This is a genomic window from Streptomyces sp. NPDC002838 (assembly GCF_040295365.1).
Lineage (GTDB): Bacteria > Actinomycetota > Actinomycetes > Streptomycetales > Streptomycetaceae > Streptomyces.
Genome location: NZ_JBEOVF010000016.1, coordinates 92814 through 107798 on the forward strand (window position 1 = coordinate 92814; position 14985 = coordinate 107798).

General features: G+C 69.5%; 10 protein-coding genes. 3 read left to right on the forward strand and 7 right to left on the reverse strand.

What is annotated here, in order from left to right:
- Positions 1 to 96 precede the first annotated feature (96 nt).
- Entirely contained in the window at positions 97 to 885 is a 789-nt protein-coding gene (locus tag ABT063_RS21620; RefSeq protein WP_351058990.1) for a class I SAM-dependent methyltransferase, read from the reverse strand.
- A 130-nt stretch (positions 886 to 1015) separates the two neighbouring features.
- Between ABT063_RS21620 and ABT063_RS21625 the strand changes: the two genes are divergently transcribed.
- Together ABT063_RS21625 and ABT063_RS21630 are read left to right on the forward strand one after the other, a co-directional pair.
- The gene (locus ABT063_RS21625; protein WP_351058991.1) at positions 1016 to 2248 is read left to right on the forward strand and encodes a sensor histidine kinase; all 1233 of its coding nucleotides are present in this window, start codon (positions 1016 to 1018) and stop codon (positions 2246 to 2248) included.
- Positions 2245 to 2892 carry a response regulator gene (locus ABT063_RS21630; protein ID WP_351058992.1) on the forward strand — a complete coding sequence of 216 codons (648 nt, stop codon included), beginning with the start codon at positions 2245 to 2247 and terminating at the stop codon, positions 2890 to 2892. The genes ABT063_RS21625 and ABT063_RS21630 overlap by 4 nt, the downstream gene beginning before the upstream one ends.
- A gap of 114 nt (positions 2893 to 3006) precedes the next feature.
- On the opposite strand, the gene ABT063_RS21635 is transcribed toward ABT063_RS21630, so the two are convergent.
- The 4 genes from ABT063_RS21635 to ABT063_RS21650 form a co-directional block, all read right to left on the reverse strand.
- Complete coding sequence (locus ABT063_RS21635; protein ID WP_351058993.1) at positions 3007 to 3846, reverse strand: FKBP-type peptidyl-prolyl cis-trans isomerase; 840 nt, start codon at positions 3844 to 3846, stop codon at positions 3007 to 3009.
- Positions 3847 to 4051: 205 nt separating this feature from the next.
- Positions 4052 to 4699, reverse strand: a complete 648-nt coding sequence (locus ABT063_RS21640) for a thioredoxin-like domain-containing protein (protein WP_502990857.1) — start codon at positions 4697 to 4699, stop codon at positions 4052 to 4054.
- 278 nt (positions 4700 to 4977) lie between these two features.
- The gene (locus tag ABT063_RS21645) at positions 4978 to 5355 is read right to left on the reverse strand and encodes a PH domain-containing protein (RefSeq protein WP_351058994.1); all 378 of its coding nucleotides are present in this window, start codon (positions 5353 to 5355) and stop codon (positions 4978 to 4980) included.
- Between the two features lie 80 nt (positions 5356 to 5435).
- Positions 5436 to 11651 carry a DNRLRE domain-containing protein gene (locus ABT063_RS21650; RefSeq protein WP_351058995.1) on the reverse strand — a complete coding sequence of 2072 codons (6216 nt, stop codon included), beginning with the start codon at positions 11649 to 11651 and terminating at the stop codon, positions 5436 to 5438.
- A 505-nt stretch (positions 11652 to 12156) separates the two neighbouring features.
- On the opposite strand from ABT063_RS21650, the gene ABT063_RS21655 reads away from it, so the two are divergent.
- Positions 12157 to 12339 (forward strand): hypothetical protein, encoded by a 183-nt coding sequence (locus ABT063_RS21655; protein ID WP_351058996.1) that lies wholly within the window; start codon positions 12157 to 12159, stop codon positions 12337 to 12339.
- A gap of 185 nt (positions 12340 to 12524) precedes the next feature.
- Here ABT063_RS21655 and ABT063_RS21660 read toward each other — a convergent pair whose 3' ends face one another.
- Both ABT063_RS21660 and ABT063_RS21665 read right to left on the reverse strand, forming a co-directional pair.
- Entirely contained in the window at positions 12525 to 13277 is a 753-nt protein-coding gene (locus ABT063_RS21660) for a response regulator (RefSeq protein ID WP_351058997.1), read from the reverse strand.
- The gene (locus tag ABT063_RS21665) at positions 13274 to 14932 is read right to left on the reverse strand and encodes a sensor histidine kinase (protein ID WP_502990859.1); all 1659 of its coding nucleotides are present in this window, start codon (positions 14930 to 14932) and stop codon (positions 13274 to 13276) included. The genes ABT063_RS21660 and ABT063_RS21665 overlap by 4 nt, the downstream gene beginning before the upstream one ends.
- Positions 14933 to 14985 lie beyond the last annotated feature (53 nt).

Here is a 14985-nt window from a genome sequence, read left to right on the forward strand (position 1 = left end):
CGACCCTAGGTGGCAACCGAATGTAAGGACAACCCCCTGAGCAGGTCTGGGGGAAAGGCTTCCTCCGAACCTCCACGGCTCGGGCGGCGCCGACGGTCAGTTCGCGCCGGCGTCTCCGTGCGTGACGCGGATCTTGGACTGGCCGTGCGGGAGTTTCTCCCAGTCGTCCATGAAGCGGGCCCGCAGGCCGTGCCGCTCGGCCAGGGCCACGAGCGTCTCGGTGCGGTAGTAGAAGTCCTCCCGGAGTACGTGGTGTTCCTCGCCCTCGGTACGGTCGAAGGTGAAGTCGAACCAGCCGCCCGGTGCGAGCACCCGGCCCACGTTGGCCAGGCACTGCTCGATGACGGGCAGCGGCGAGTGGGAGAAGACGCTGTGCGCGTGGACCACGTCGAAGTGGGCCTCGGGCAGGAATCGCAGCGTCAGGTCGCGTACCGGGGTGAGCGTGGGGAGCCGCTGTTGCAGGTCCATCCCCACGAGGGTGTCCTGCGCGGCGAAGAGGATGTCTGGCGAGATGTCGATGCCGTAGTAGTGCCCCGGCTCCAGGTGCCGGATGAACCGCCAGCCTCCCCGCAGGTTGCCACAGCCGATCTCCAGCATGCGGTGCTCGGGACGCAGCCCGTGCCCGAGGAGGTAGTCGAACTGCATCGCCCCGAGGGCCAGCCAGCGCTCACGGTTGCGGCTGCCGACCGCCGCGTCCGGGTCGGAGCGGGTGTCGGAGCGCATCACGGCGCGGTAGTAGGAGATGTGGTCGGTGTGCCGCCTCCGCAGCCACATGTCCCGGGCGGCGCGGGCCAGATGGCGCGGCACCCGGTCGGGGTGGCGTACGGCGTAGGTGATGCGGTGGCCGAGGGCGGCGCGGTTGGCGGTGAGGTTCTTGGTGCTCATGGACCCAGCCTGGTGCACGAGCCGGGCCGCCGGCTCGATCGACGGGCTGCGGTCCGGGGGCGTGTCGGCTGATTCCCGTGTCAGCCGATCGGCTGATGCGGTGCCGCCTTGGGCGCGTTAGACACGGAGGATGGAACACACGGATCCGGACGAGCGCTGGCTGGTGACGGTCGTACATGTCGCGTTCTTCCTGCTGCTCGGCTCCTCGTTCGCCCGCTTCCTGACCCGTGACCAGGGGGGAGCGCGCACCGGGTGGGTGGTGGCGCTGTTCGCCGTCTTCTGTCTGCTCTACGTCCTCGGGCGCTTCCTGGCCCCGGCGCCCCGCCCCGGCTCGCCGGCCACTGCGCGCCATCTGATCTGGCTGGGATCGGTGTCCGCCGTCTGGGTGGTGCTCCTCGTCCTGACACCGAGCGCCACGTGGTGCGCGATGCCCCTGTTGTTCGCCGGTCTGCACGCGCTGCCGCCGCGGCTGGCGGTGCCGCTCGCGGTCGTGCTCACCGCGCTGGTGGTCGCCTCCCAGGTGCGGTCGGCCGACGGCACGGTCAACCCCAACATGGTGGTCGCCCCGCCGGCCGTCGCCGCGGTCGCCACCGCCGTACTGGTCCATCTGCAGCGCCAGGGGGCGCGGCAGCGCGTCCTGATCGAGGACCTGGTCCGCACCCGCCACGACCTCGCGGCCACCGAGCGGCGGGCGGGGGTGCTGGCGGAACGGCAGCGACTGTCCTCGGAGATCCACGACACCCTCGCGCAGGGCCTGTCCAGCCAGCGGATGCTGCTCCAGGCCGCCGAGCGCGTCTGGAGCACGGACCCGGACGCGGCTCGTGAGCACGTCCGCGAAGCGGCCGGGATCACCTCCCGCAGCCTCACGGAGGCCCGCCGGTTCGTCCACGACCTGGCACCCGCCGACCTCGACCGGCAGTCGCTCCCTGACGCCCTCGCCGCACTCGCCGCGCGGGAGAGCGGTCCGGGTCTGACCGTGGAGTTCCGGCTCGACGGCGATCCGGGCCCGCTGCCGGAACGGGTGGAGGCCACGCTGCTGCGCATCGCCCAGGGGGCGCTGGCCAACGTGCGCGAGCATGCCGCGGCGACCCGGGCCGCGGTGACCCTGACCTGCCTGGACGACCAGATCTCGCTGGACGTCGCCGACAACGGCCGCGGATTCGACGTGGACCGCCCGGCCCCACGGACCGCGTCGGAACCGGGCCGGGCGCGCGGGCACGGGCTGCCGGCCATGCGCATCCGGGCCCGGCAGACGGGCGGCACGCTCACCGTGGAGTCCACGCCGGGCGAGGGCACCGTCGTATCGGCGGCCGTCCCGCTCACATCCTTCGTCCCCGCACCGCACAAGGAGCCCGTCCCATGAGTACGTCGGCGTCCGCACCGCCCGTCCGGCTGCTGCTGTGCGACGACCACGCCGTGGTCCGCGCCGGGCTGCGCGCCCTGCTGTCCAGCGCCGAGGGCATCGAGGTCGTCGGTGAGGCGGGCAGCGGCGAGGAGGCGCTCGCCCTGGCCGCCCGTCTCCGCCCCGACGTGGTGCTGATGGATCTCCAGCTCGACGACGGCATGGACGGCGTGACGGCCACCCGGCGCCTGACCTCCGGCGACGCGGCGGGTCCCCGGGTGCTCGTGCTCACCATGTTCGACACCGACGCCGACATCACCCGCGCCATCGAGGCGGGCGCCACCGGCTATCTGCTCAAGGCCGAACGCCCCGAGGAACTGTTCACCGCGATCCACAACGCCGCGTCCGGCCGCACCGCGCTGTCCGCCCCCGTGGCCGACCGCCTGCTGACCCGGCTGCGCAGCCCGGCCCCCACCCTGTCCGCGCGCGAGCGCGAGATCCTCGGGCAGCTCGCCCGCGGCCTGGGCAACCGGGAGATCGCCCGGGCCCTGTTCATCAGCGAGGCGACGGTCAAGACCCACCTGGGGCGGATCTACGGCAAGTTGGGGGTGGACACGCGGGCCGGGGCGGTGGCGGTCGCCAAGGAGCGACGGCTGCTGCCTTGAGAACTGGGCCCCGCACCGGAGAGACAGCGCGTGTGCCAGCGGCGACCAGCTGCTCGGCCGCCTCGGAAGCCTCGTCCGGGGCAGCACCCCAGTAGCCGGGAGGCGGAGCCCCGGCTACTGGGGTGCTGCCAGTACGTCGACGACGAAGACGATGGTGGAACTGGCCGGGATGCCCTTCTGGGCTGTGGCTCCGTAGGCCAGCCGCGGAGGGATCACAACGAGCATTCTGCTGCCCGCTCTGGCGCCGACCAGGGCGCGGTCGACTCCCTCGATGAGATTGCCGCGGCCGATGACGACGGCGGACGGGCCATGAGACCAGGACGAATCGAAGAGGGTGGCCTGGTCCTTTCCGCGGTTGGCGGCCCATACCGCGCCGGCGCGTCGGATCACGATCGTCTGACCGGCCTTGACCTCGGTGCCGGAGCCTTCCACCAGCGTCCGGGAGACCAGGGCACTGGGTGGGGCGGTGTCCGGCACGGCGATGGTTGCGGCCGAGCGGGCGGCCCGCACCTGCGGCAGCCCATCAGACACAGATCGCTGATGTCCCTGGACCGTGGAGTCGGCGGCGACGACCCGCACGATGTCGATGGCGAACACGACGGTGTCGGTGCCCCGGACACCCAGCCGAGCGTTGCCCGCCTCACCGTAGGCGGCGGTCGGCGGGGCTACCACCAGCACGCGGCTGCCGGCCTGTTGCCCCTCGACGGCCTGGTCCAGCGCCGGCAGCACGGCGCCCTGGCCGACAGGGAAGGCACTGGGTGTGCCGCCCTTGACGTAGGTGCCGGGCAGCGCTGTGCCGCGCTGCCAGGTCTTGGCGGTGTAGTGGACGATCACGACGTCGTTCCTGCGAGCCTTGGGGCCGTGCCCTGCCAGCGCGGTGGCGACGACGAACTTCCCGCTGGGTTTCGCCTTCGGGATGGTGATCTTCGGCTTCCGGCCGAACTCCCCGGACACGGTGGGCAGTACCGTATCCGTTGTGGCTGCGGCAGGCACCGGCTGCCGGGAGACGGACACGGTCGGCACCGACAGCGGCCGGTGACTTCTCTCGTCGCGTTCATCCGGGGAGTCCGATGTGCTGCATCCGGCCAACAGGACCGTAGAGGCGAGGAGCAGGCCTGAAAGACGCCACATGGTGTGCTCATTCTCCTGACTGATATCGCTATGAGCCCGTGCAGGGAGCACCCGGCTCAGGGGTCTGCTCGCCCTGCACGTACTTGGTGAAAAACTGCGCGACGCGTGGGTCCGACGCTTCCCCCACCGACAGTTGATGCCCCCAGGCGGTCAGGGTGATCGGTGATGACTGCTTCTTGTACGGGCTCATGAAGGTGTACGGCGTCTTGGAGACGCGATCGGCCAGGGCCCTGATGTCGGCGTCGGCGGCCTTGTCGTTGTAGGTGACCCAGACCGCGCCGTGCTCCAGCGAGTGGACCGCGTTCTCGTTCCGTATTTCCTCGCTGTGGACCTCTCCGTTGCAGTTGGCCCAGGACGGATCGTGGTCGCCTCCGGAAGGAGGGGCCATCGGATAATCGACGGACTCGGAGACGTGATTCCGGCTCAACGCTTCCCACGTCTGCTCACCCGTCATCAAACCCTTTCTGTTCCTCTGCTCTTCCTTCTTCGCCGCGAACAGGAAACAGAACGCACCGGTCACCGCGAGAGCGACCGCCAAGGAGACCGCAATCACCACAACTCTGACAGCATGCTCACGCCTGCGCTCCGCACGACGCATTTTCTTTATCCGGGAGAGACGTTCGGCTTTCTTGCCGTCCGGTTCGCCATCCACTGGCCTTCTACCTTCCTGCAACATCGAGGCGTTCGCAGCGGATTGCGGATCGCGATTCCGTCCACCTCATCGGCCGGATTCCACGACTGTCGTCGCCGCTGCTGAACACGGCCTCCGACGTCTGCTCCCGTCGCACCCATGGACAGGGCGAGAAAGGCTTGACCCAGCCATCCTCCGCCGAGCAGGAGCGAAAATCCTCCGCCGGCTGCCAGAAGCAGCACGCCAATCAATACGTGAGCAGCAGCCTTGGGTGATGTTCCGTTGGCCCCCCTCCGAAGAGGGGGGCCAACGGCCTTCTGCCGCTACCTGCCTACAGCACCGGCTGCGATCCGTTGAAGATCATTCGCAACGGATTCGGCAAATTGCTCCCGGTTGTGTGGGCCTCTTACGTATGCCGTAGCGGACAGCGCCGAGCCATCCGTCCGGCTGATGACGATTCCCGTCTTACGCGTGGCTCCGTACCGCTTCGGCGGATCGATCGAGGTGATCTGCTCCCAGGGCACCTTATAGGTCCGAAAGATATTTCGAACCAGCAGGTGATCCGGCTTCACGATAATGGCCAGACGTGCCACACGGACCGAGAGCGCGACGCCGGCCAGCGCGGCCACCGTACAGACGGTGCGCTGCGTGACACTCGGCCGGCCACTATCCGCGAAAAAAATTCCGGACGCGGCGATCATCGTGTATGCAATGCACACACATACCCCCACGAGATTCCATCCGCGGCGTCGAAATGCACGCCCCTCCGGGATATTCCGGCTCATGGGCACCTCTGTGAGATCCAGCAGGCAGTGGATGGCACATTGTAGTACCCGTTGAACGCGTATCCGCCCCAGCGGGTCCTCCAGGGGTATCTTCTGGTCAAGAAACCCACTTTCGCGCCGATTCCTATCGTGATCAGATTGAAGGCGATTCCGCGCCTGCTCCATCGCTGCCTACGCGGCTTCTGGTATTCGTTGATCACGTACGACGCCACGGACGCACCTGCGCAAACATACCAGGCGAAGAAACACGCCCCTATCGCAGCGCCACTCGCGATCCTTCCTCTATTGCGCCAGATGCTGCTTCCGGCGCTCCGGCCCCACCGCTTCACCTTCTTCCACGCTCTGGAGAACCAGTGCTTGCCGTCGAGGTCGAACTTGTTCAAGGGGTCGCCGTGGACGTACTCATAGGCGTTGGCGTTGCCGCCGTGGATGGGGTCCACGGACAGGAAGCGGCCGATTCTCGGGTCGTAGAGCCGGACGCCCATGAGAACGAGTGCCGTGGCCGGTGAGGCGGGGCGTTGTTTGCCGCCGAGCCAGCCGTAGCGGGCGGGGGTGCCGCCTGGACGGGGGCTGCCGTATTCGTCGTAGTCGAGGACCGTCGTGGGCTTGGTGGTGTCCAGGGGGTGTTGGACAGCCACGTCGCCGTGGATGTTGGTCAGTTGCAGGACGGTGTCGCCGGTCTCGCCGGTGATGGCGGCGAGGTCGCCCGCGAGGGACTGGACGTTGCGGGTGATGGTGCGGGCGGTGCTGTTCTCCAGGGTCCAGTCGGGGCTGTCGCCGTCCGCGCCGTAGTGGCTGGTCTTGGCGGCGGTCAGCGTCCAGGTGCCGTCGGTCTGCTGGGTTTCGGTGGTCCAGGAGGCCAGGCGGCCTGCCGGGTCGAGGTCCCAGGTGGTGCGCTTGCCGTCGGCGGTCTGGCGCCGCACCAGGTCGTTGACGTGATAGCCGATGGCCGTTCCGTCGGAGTGCGCGGTGGTGCGGCCGAAGGCGTCGTAGACGGTGCCGCCGGCGATCAGCCGGTCGGCGCTGTCGTAGCTGTGGGACGTGGTGGTGGCGCCGGTGGACGTGCAGGCCTGGCCGGGCTGGGCGGTGGAGGCGGCCAGGGCCGTGCGGTTGGTGTTGTTGTCGAAGGTGTAGGCGCGGCGGGTGCAGACGTCGTCGGCGGTTTCGTCGACGCGGGTCAGCCGGCCGGTGGTGTCATAGGTGTACTCCTGGGCGATGGTGGCGCCGGTGGTTCCGGCGTGGGTGACGACCTGGCCGTGGACGGATTCACCGACGGTGTCGGCCAGCAGGACGGTGCCGTCGCTGTCTCGGGTGTAGGTCCGCTGGAGGGGGGCGCCCGTCTCGTCCTCCTCCACGGTGAGGCTGAGGCCGCCGGGCAGGGTCTCCTTGGTGACCGAGCCGTCGGCGTCATAGGTGGCGGTGAAGGTGCCGGCGACCGAGTCCGTCATGGACGTGGCCAGGCCGCGGGGTTCGGTGGTGGTGTTGTAGGTGTAGGTGGTGGTGGACGGCGCCGAGTCGGTGACCTTGGTCGGCCGGTTGAGGGCGTCGTACTCGGTGGTGGTGGTGTTGCCGGTGCCGTCGTTGTAGGAGATCTGGCGGCCGAGCTTGTCGTAGCCGTAGGCGATGGTGGTGGTGCCCGCGGTGACGGTGGCGACCTTGCCGGTGGCCGTGTCGTAGGCGGTGGTGGTGTCCGCCACGGCGGTACCGATGCCTCCGGTGATGGCCGTCGTCGTGGGTCGGCCGGCGGCGTCGGTGGTGATGGTGGTGGTGCGGGTGACTCCGTTCGCGGATTCGATGGTCTTGGCAGTGGCGCCGAAGCGGTCGTACTCGGTGACCGTGGTGGGCAGCTGGGTCGGGTTGGTGCCGCCGCCGGTGATGGCACCGGCCGGTCCGACGGAGCAGACCAGGTCGGCCCATTCCGGGCGTCCCGCGCAGGTGCCGGTGCCGGTGGCCGACCAGTAGGTCGTCACCCTCGCTCCGGCGTCGGTTCCGGTGGACTTGGGCTGGGTGGTCTTGATCACCCGGCCCTGGGTGTCGTAGGCCGTGGTGGACGTGATGGCCAGTCCTGCCGGGTCCTGGATGGTCTTGGTCGGCAGCCCCTTGGCCCAGTCGTACTCGGTCTTGGCCGCGCGCACGTCGGCGTCGGACGGGTAGCCCTCGATGTGGGCGCCGGTCTTGACCGTGGTGACCTTGTCGTGGACCGGGGCGTCGGCGGGGCGGCCCTCGTCGTAGGTGTTGACCGTGTGCGAGCGCATCGGGACCTCACTGCCGGCGGGCAGCGCCTGCGACTCGCCAAAGGCAGCCACATCCTGGGTGAGCGTGCCCAGGTGCAGCGGCCCGAACTCCTCCAGCAGGCGGTGCCCGTCGGCGTTGTACACCGAGCGACTGGAAAGCTGCCGGGCCCGGTCCGCGGTGGACTGGGCGTCGATGCCCAGCCGGGTCAGCCGCTCCAGGCCGGCACCAGAGGTGGCCAGAGCCAGCTTCCGGTTGCCCGCACTCAGCTCCCGGACCGTGTTGCCGAACTGGTCGTACTCCGTCATGGAGATGTGCCCGCCGGGTGTGGCGGAGTTGACCTCACGCCCGGAGGCGTTGGTGTAGGTGACCGAGGCCCGGGTGTAGTCCCCGGCTGCCAGGTCGGCCCCGTTGTGGGAGGCCGGAACGGCGTCCGAGGGGAACACTGCGGTGGCGTCCGTCGGCACGTCGCTCTGCGCCCACGCGGCGACATTCGACTGCGCCATGGAGTACGGCGCCTTCGTGCCGGTCAGCGGCACGTCATAGACGACCGAAGTGGCCGCCGTGCCGTTGGTCTGCGTCGCCGATCCAGGGGTCAGTGTCGGACGGGACGCCTTGAGGAGCATGCCCGCACCCGCGGTGACGGCGTTGCCGGCCGTGCCGTAGGTGAAGTTCCAGGCCAGCTCGCCCTGCGCCTGGAGCCAGATGATCCGGCCGGCGCTGTCGTAGGAGTACTGGGTCTGGGTGGCCTGCGACAGGTTGGGGTTCCACTGCTGCCGCAGCTTGCCGCCCGCGTCGTACCGGTAGACGGAGACGCCCTTGGAGGTGGCGGTGGCGGCACCCGGTGCGGTGGACCACAGACGGATCTCCTTGACCTGCCCCGCGAAGTCACCGAAGTCCTCCGCGGTGGTCCAGCCGGTGGCCGTGGTCGCCGTCGCGTAGACGAACTCCAGCATCCGGCAGCCCTTGGTCGAGGGTGTCGTCTCGCAAGTGGCCGTGGAAACCGCGGAGGTCGGTGCGATGATCCACTTCGGGCGTGCCACGGTCTTGCCGTCCACCACCGTCGTCTCCGAGACCACCTTGGTGGTGGAGTTGCTCGTCAGCAGATAGGTCGACGAGACGTTCCAGGTCGTCGCGGCGGCACCGACCTTGGCGAACGTGGTGGTAATGCCCTCGTGGACATCCTTGACCGTGAACGATCCGGTCAGTGAGCCGGTCAGTTCCAGGTCGTCCGCCCCGGGCTCGGCCTTCCAGCCACCCCCACCGGCCGCGGTGAAGCCGGTCTCCTCCCCGTCGACGTCGACCAGGACCACGGAGGTGGCCGAAGTCTCCTTGATGTAGGACCAGTCGGACTCGGTGATCTCTGCGATCGTGCCGGAGGTCCACTCCTTGCCGAAGATCGGCGCCTGGCCCTCCTGCTTCGCCCCCGCGTCCGAGCGGCGGGACGATGCCGTACGCGCCACGCTCATTTCGAACGCGGAGGCGTCCGTGGCCGACAGGGTGTAGTCACCAGTGAGGGTGTTCACGCTGCCGGGGCCGACCTCCTGGGACGGGGCGGTACCCGCGTCGCGGTCGACGGTGACGGTCACCGGCTGCGAATAGCCGGTGGTGGTGCCGTCGGTGAACGCGGCCCGGATGTCGATCGGGCCGTCGTCGGTGAAGCTGTTGGTGATGTTCCACACCAGTGCCGGCGGGGCACCGTTGGGCGCGGCCAGCGGCCAGGAAGCCACGGCGGAGCCGTCGGAGTTCTTCGTGACGTCGCCAAGCGGCACGTTCTGCCAGGAATCGGCCTCGCCTCGGCGGTACTGGTAGGTCACACCGGTGTAGCTGCTCTTGCCGGTGGACGACAGGGCCACTCGGCGTGCGGGGCGGTCGCCGTCCCGCGGGGTGAGGATCGCGGCCCCGTCGGCACCGACACCGAAGGTGTACGCGGTCGTCGTGGTGGACAGGTTGCCGCCGGAGTCGACGGTCTTGGCGTACAGGGTGTGCCAGCCGTCGGCCGGGGTGACGGTGACGGTCAGCGGGTCGCCGCCGGTTCCGTTGGTGGTGTCGTCGATCCGGTTGGGCGTGTTGGGGTCGTTCAGGCCCCACAGGTAGCCCTGGCCGTCGGTGGAGCTGGTGTCCAGAGTGCACTGGGCGCCGTTGGTGGCCTTGGCCGTCCACGTGTTCCCGGTGTAGGGGTCACATGTGATGGACGGGGCCGCGGGTTTGGCGGTGTTCAGTACGAAGGTGGAGTAGCCGGTCCAGGCCCCGTACAGCGACCCGTCGTAGCCGCGCACCCGGTAGCGCAGATGCGCGCCGGCCGGGAAGGCGTTGGCGGAGGGGATCGTCAGGGTGGCCGTGGAGCCGGAGGCCACGCCCGTGGTGGTGCCGGTGTAGCTGTAGGTGCTGTCGTTGTAGGCCGGGTCCGGGGTGATCTCGAACTGGGCCTTGACCGTGCCGCCGTCCGCATCCGAGACCTTCGCCGACAGCTGCGGGGTCAGCGAGGTGACGTACCGGTTGCCGTTGTGGGCGTTCACCACGCTCGGCGAGATCGCCGGGGAAGTCGGCTTGGCGGGGTAGGAGTTGTAGGTGACCGTCAGCGACGGCTCGACGTCCGGGTTGTGGGAGCCGTCGACGTAGTTCGCCGACCGGTACCGCCGCCAGGTCAGCACATCGGTCTCGTCGGCCGCGGCCAGGCGAATGCCGTAGTTGGGCTGACCGTCCGCCCACGCCTGCACGATCGCATCCACGTCCCACGACACCAGGCCCGCCGGACAGGAGGCGCTGTAGCCCTTCGCCGCGGTCGAGGTCACCGCACCTGTGGTGGTGGTCGACGGCTGCGCCGACCAGGAGATCGCCGACGGATCCCAGTCGGCGGTGACTCTTCGGGCCTGCACGCCGGAGCCGGAGGTGGAGCAGGTGGAGGAATAGTAGGAGTACAGGCGCAGATCGGTGTCCACGATCTTCTTGCCGGTGTACTGGGAAGCACTGAACTTCAGGTAGGAGCGCGCCTTTTGCACTCCGTCGTAGGTGCCGGCCTTCAGCTCCGTGGACCCGCGCTGGCTCGTCGGGTAGTCGTCGTACTGGATCCAGGTGTCGGTGGTCGGGCCCGCCAGGGTGTTGGTCGGGTCGATGACCACCGGATAGGTGACATCCGGGTCGGAAAGAAACGTTTCGCTGGGCTTGAGAACCAGCGTCTGGTCGCCGTCAGCCGCCGTCTCCACCGTCGCCCCGACCTTCGCCGTGCGCTCGGGCTCCTGGGACTTGGCGTCCTCAGCGGCCCCCCACATCAGCGGCGGTGGAGCAGCGGCGATCTGCTTGCCTTTGGAGTCCTCCCAGCGCAGCCGCTCATCCGCCGTCTCCGCGAGAGTCAAGCCCTCGGCCTTGATTGGCAGGCGGAACTCCACCGGCCCGCTCGGCCGTTCCCGCAGCACCACCGAGTGAGAGAAACCTTCCGGAAGCGCGGAGACCACCACATCGCCCCCGGGAACCGCGTTCGGGTAGGTGGCCGAGTTGCCCTTCAGGACCGGCTTGGGCAAAGCGCCGTCCCACGCCACGCCCAAAGTCTTCTCACCCCGGCTGACCTGCGCCAGCGGCACGGCGCTCCCGCCCGCGGAGAAGGCGATGTCGACGGCCGCCGCCTTCGGCACGATCTCGCCGTCCGCCTCGGCCAGCGTCACATCCACCGGCCGCCACTTGCCCGCCGCGTCCTTCACCCGAATCGGACCGGTGAAGGACTCCACCGTGACTGACCCATCCGAATTGGCCCAACTCGTCGTGGACTCGGTACGCGCGCCCAGGATCTCGATCCGCCGGTCCTGCAATCGGGCCATCAACTGCGCCGACGCCTCGTCCTTGGCTTCAGCAGGACCCAAGGGGGGCGGTGACTCGGCGGTTGCCGTCTGCGACGGCGACGCCACGGCCTGCCCCGATCCCGCCACGATCGTGACGGCCTCGGCGGCCAGCAGCACGGCCACGGCACCGGCTATCAGCTTCAAGGGGCGTTGCGGAAAGAATGCTGTGCGATCACGACGTCTGTCACCCGGAACGTCGCTGTCCTCGCCTTCCGAGGGGAGCGAGGGGAGCAAGGGTCTGCCCATTCTGGACTCCGTATCTCCTGATCACCTGATCAGGTGAGCCGGAAAATATCCAGGGAGAAAAGATCAAATAGAGGCACAAAGGTGCGGTCGATGGGCAATTCACCGAGCCACTTGGGATGTGACATTGGTCACAGATAATTGATTGCCTAGGTATCTTGGTTTAGTGAGTGATAGTCAACTCACTTCCAGCAAAGGGATTTACTCAAGCGATACGCCGCAGCACTCACGGTCCCGGCCACGGCCGGTATGGGGCAGAGGTCGGTGGCCGCGAGTGTGCGGAGGTCATGTCGCCGCGGCGGTCACAGACATCGACAAGCGGCTGCGGGCGGAGATCCGGGAGCGGCACCGCGGGCGGATCGCTGGATCCCGCTGGCCGCGCACTCACCCGAGCGCCCCAGAGTGGATGGCACGCAAGCGGGAGCAGATCGCCGACCCGCAGCTCATCGACTTCTGTCTCACCTTGGGCCAGGCTCTGGACCGGACCGCCGACGACCCACGGCTGATCGAGCCGGCCGGCACGCCGGCCGCCTACATCACGCGGACGGCCGACGAGCAGTCGAGGGCGCCGCGACGGCTTCGGCGCTGATGCTGACGTAGATGGCCAACGATCAGGTAATTCGAACGAAACTGCCCAGCCAGGGCCCTTCTGATGGATCTCCGCGGCGTCGCGACGCCCGGCACGCTCCCCCACTGCCTTAAGGGCGTGGGCGGTGCCCCCACTCGCCGCACCGGACGCCGCTCCTTCTCCCGCGGAGGTCCATCAGAAGGGCCCTAGGCGCGAGCCTCGTCACCCGGCCGGTGCCCCGTCGACTGCCCGCGGAACCGGTAGCGGCGCTCGGGCCGGCCCGCCACCCCGTAGCGCAAGGAGACCTCGGCGCTGCCGGTCGCGTGGAAGTGCTCCAGGTAGCGGCGGGCGCTGACGCGGGAGACGCCGGCCAGGGTGGCGCACTCGGCGGCGGACAGGGAGCCCTCCGCGGAGCGCAGCGTGCGTTCGATCAGCTCGGCGGTCTCCACGCTCATGCCCTTGGGCAGCGTGCCGGCGGCCGACGCCGGTACGGCCGCTCCGGCCAGCACCCGGTCCACGTCGGCCTGGCTGCGGACGACGGCGGTGAGCAGGCGGCCGCGCTGGACGGCGTAACGCTCCAGGCGGGCGCGCAGGTCCTCGAAGTCGAAGGGTTTGAGGAGGTAGTCGACCACGCCGTGGCGGGCGGCGCCGCGCACCGCTTCCGCCTCCCGGGCGGCGCTGATGACCATGACGTCGCAGTCGTGGCCCGCGGCGCGCAGCCGGGGGATGACGTCCAGGCCGAAGACGTCCGGCAGATAGAGGTCGAGCAGGACGAGGTCGGGGCGCAGTGCGTCGACGGCGTGGGCCGCCTGCTCGCCGGTGTGGGCGACGCCGACGACCCGGAACGGCTCGACGCGTTCGACGAACGTGCGGTGGACTCTGGCCACCATGAAGTCGTCGTCGACCACGAGCACGTCGATCGCGTCGGCAGCACCCGACGTACGGGACACAGCGGTCATCGTGGCGCTCCTTCCGCCACCGCGTCGGTGAGGTGGCTGACGGTCATGCGTGCGGTGAACATGGCCCCCTCCGGGGTGTTGGTCACCGAGATCTCACCACCGTGACGCTCGCAGACCAGCCGCGTCAGCGCCAGGCCGATGCCGCGCTCGCCCTCCTGGGCGGCCTTGGTGGTGAAGCCGTGCGAGAAGACCTCCCGGGCGACTTCGGGTGCGACGCCGGGGCCGGAGTCGCGGACCACGATCTCCACGCTGGAGGCGTCCTGGCGCAGTTCGACCTCGACCCACGCCTCCCCCTCATCGGCCTCCCCCGCGGCAGCCGCGTCCACCGCGTTGTCGACGAGGTTCCCCACCACGGTCGCCACGTCGGCGGCGTCCTCCGGGGTGAGCCGGTCGAGCGCGGTGCGGTCCGAGATCCGCAGGCGGACCTTGCGTTCGGCGGCCAGGGAGGCCTTCGCCATCAGCAGGGCGGCGACGGCGGTGTCACGGACCCGGCGGCTGAGGGAGACGTCCAGGGACTGGCGGCGCTGGTTGAGCGCGCGGATGTAGCGCACGACCTCGTCCTGCTCGCCGATCTGGATCAGTCCGGAGATGGTGTGCAGTTGGTTGGCGAACTCGTGGGCCTGGGCGCGCAGCAGTTCGGTGGAGCTGCGGAAGGAGCCGATCTCCCGCTCCAGCCGGGCCAGTTCGGTGCGGTCCCGCAGGGTGGTGACGCTGCCGAGGGGGCGGCCGTCCTTGGCGACCGTCATCCGGTTCATCACCAGCACCCGACCGTGCCGGACGACGACCTCGTCGCGTCGGCCGGCCGTGCCGTCCCGGTCGCCGGCCAGCACGTCCCGCAGCCGTCCCTCGATGCCGAGTTCGGCGAGGCTCAGGCCCACGCAGTCCTCGGGCAGGTCGAGCAGGCGCCGGCCCATCTCGTTGGCCAGGGTGAGCCGGTGCTGCGGGTCCAGGGCGATCACGCCTTCGGCGATGCCGTACAGCATCGCCTCGCGGTGCTCGGCCAGTCCCGCGATCTCGCGCGGTTCCAGGCCGAGGGTCTGCCGCTTGACCCGCCGGGCCAGCAGCCAGGAGCCGGCCACACCGAGTCCGCTGGCGATGCCCAGGTAGGCGAGCAGGTACGAGGAGGCGCCGCTGAGGCGCTGCCACACCGTCGGGTCGGCCTCGCCGATCATCACCGTGCCCAGGTGCCGCCCGAGGTTCTCCTGCCTCGCGCCGAGGACGGGTACCTGAGCGACGAGTTCACGGCTGCCGTCCAGCCGCAGCGAGCCGGACCAGCCCCGGCCCTTCACCGCGCCCTCGCCGAAAGGCAGCAGGCCGCCGATCGCCGTCGGGTCAGTGGAGCTGACGATCCGGCCGTCGGCGTCGGCGACCGTCACCGAGGTGACCCCGGACTGCGTCTGCATGGAGTTCACCAGCGGGGCCAGCGCCTCCTTCGGCGCGGGCCGCGTGAGCTGGCTGCGCACCAGGGGGTTGGCAGCCAGTTGCTCGGCCAGCGCGGCGACCCGGCGGCCCTCGACGCGGTTGAAGGTCGCCTCCGACTGGGCGAGGGAGACCGCGGCGACCGCAGCCAGCACCACCACGACGATGGCGAGCTGGAGCAGCAGCATCTCGCCGGCGAGGGTCTGACGACGGAAAGTGGCGATCACGGCCGCCATCATGGCGCCCGCCTGCGGCCGGGGAAAGAGATGTGCGGCAGCCCATGAGGTAC

What these genes read in the sequence shown, in the direction of transcription:
- ABT063_RS21665 (WP_502990859.1), bottom strand. Translation starts at nt 14,932, where the DNA reads ATGGCGGCCGTGATCGCCACTTTCCGTCGTCAGACCCTCGCCGGCGAG.
- ABT063_RS21625 (WP_351058991.1), top strand. Translation starts at nt 1,016, where the DNA reads ATGGAACACACGGATCCGGACGAGCGCTGGCTGGTGACGGTCGTACAT.
- ABT063_RS21640 (WP_502990857.1), bottom strand. Translation starts at nt 4,699, where the DNA reads ATGTTGCAGGAAGGTAGAAGGCCAGTGGATGGCGAACCGGACGGCAAG.
- ABT063_RS21655 (WP_351058996.1), top strand. Translation starts at nt 12,157, where the DNA reads ATGGCACGCAAGCGGGAGCAGATCGCCGACCCGCAGCTCATCGACTTC.
- ABT063_RS21660 (WP_351058997.1), bottom strand. Translation starts at nt 13,277, where the DNA reads ATGACCGCTGTGTCCCGTACGTCGGGTGCTGCCGACGCGATCGACGTG.
- ABT063_RS21620 (WP_351058990.1), bottom strand. Translation starts at nt 885, where the DNA reads ATGAGCACCAAGAACCTCACCGCCAACCGCGCCGCCCTCGGCCACCGC.
- ABT063_RS21630 (WP_351058992.1), top strand. Translation starts at nt 2,245, where the DNA reads ATGAGTACGTCGGCGTCCGCACCGCCCGTCCGGCTGCTGCTGTGCGAC.
- ABT063_RS21645 (WP_351058994.1), bottom strand. Translation starts at nt 5,355, where the DNA reads ATGATCGCCGCGTCCGGAATTTTTTTCGCGGATAGTGGCCGGCCGAGT.